The following is a 1000-nucleotide window of genomic DNA, read 5'->3' on the forward strand; positions in this document are numbered from 1 at the left end:
GTAGCACAGCTTGGTAGTGCACCTGGTTTGGGACCAGGGGGTCGCAGGTTCAAATCCTGTCTTCCCGACCATTTATTTGGGGCCTTAGCTCAGCTGGGAGAGCGCCTGCTTTGCACGCAGGAGGTCAGGAGTTCGATCCTCCTAGGCTCCACCAATTTAATTAATCATATACATGGCGGGATAGCTCAGTTGGCTAGAGCATTCGGTTCATACCCGGAGTGTCGGGGGTTCAAATCCCTCTCCCGCTACCATTTGATTAAAAAGTACTCTGATAGATGAGGACCCTTAGCTCAGTTGGTTAGAGCCACCGGCTCATAACCGGTTGGTCGCTGGTTCGAGTCCAGCAGGGTCCACCAAATTACATATCGCGGGATGGAGCAGTCTGGTAGCTCGTCGGGCTCATAACCCGAAGGTCGTTGGTTCAAATCCTTCTCCCGCAACCAAAATGGTCTGGTAGTTCAGTTGGTTTAGAATGCCGCCCTGTCACGGCGGAGGTCGCGGGTTCGAGCCCCGTCCAGACCGCCATTTTGGTTCCGTAGCTCAGTCGGTAGAGCAGAGGACTGAAAATCCTCGTGTCGCTGGTTCGATTCCGGCCGGAACCACCATTAGAATGATGCAGGTTTACCCAAGTCCGGCTGAAGGGATCGGTCTTGAAAACCGACAGAGGATTAACGTCCTGCGGGGGTTCGAATCCCTCAACCTGCGCCATTAATAAATATAACTCAGGATTCATTCCTGAGTTTTTTTTGTGCATTATTTCAAATACTATATTTTAGTGGTTCTTATTGGATAAGCATTTTAGTTACCTAACTCTCGATGCTATCCTTTTTTATTACTCCCCTATTTTTTTAGGCAAAGAAAAAAAGAGGCTGTAACGGGTAAATAACTCATTATAGTTTCATAAAAAGCAAAAGACGGACCGAGGTCCGTCTTTTGTGGTATATTTAGTTTGCAATGATACACCAACAAGATTATACGGCATATCAGACATATGCGCTAC

At 47.8% G+C, this 1000-nt stretch carries 7 tRNA genes; all 7 read left to right on the forward strand.

The window, feature by feature from the left end:
- Positions 1 to 78 precede the first annotated feature (78 nt).
- The 7 genes from EAI80_RS13215 to EAI80_RS13245 all read left to right on the forward strand — a co-directional run bounded on the left by EAI80_RS13215 (position 79) and on the right by EAI80_RS13245 (position 708).
- Positions 79 to 154, forward strand: a tRNA-Ala gene (locus EAI80_RS13215).
- A gap of 20 nt (positions 155 to 174) precedes the next feature.
- Positions 175 to 251, forward strand: a tRNA-Met gene (locus EAI80_RS13220).
- A gap of 28 nt (positions 252 to 279) precedes the next feature.
- A tRNA-Ile gene (locus EAI80_RS13225) sits at positions 280 to 356 on the forward strand.
- A gap of 10 nt (positions 357 to 366) precedes the next feature.
- Positions 367 to 443 (forward strand) — tRNA-Met (locus EAI80_RS13230).
- 4 nt (positions 444 to 447) lie between these two features.
- Positions 448 to 525 (forward strand) — tRNA-Asp (locus EAI80_RS13235).
- A 4-nt stretch (positions 526 to 529) separates the two neighbouring features.
- Positions 530 to 605: transfer RNA gene (locus EAI80_RS13240), tRNA-Phe, on the forward strand.
- Positions 606 to 615: 10 nt separating this feature from the next.
- Positions 616 to 708 (forward strand) — tRNA-Ser (locus EAI80_RS13245).
- Positions 709 to 1000 lie beyond the last annotated feature (292 nt).

This window comes from Catenibacterium sp. co_0103, from assembly GCF_004168205.1.
Classification (GTDB): Bacteria; Bacillota_I; Bacilli_A; order Erysipelotrichales; family Coprobacillaceae; genus Catenibacterium; species Catenibacterium mitsuoka_A.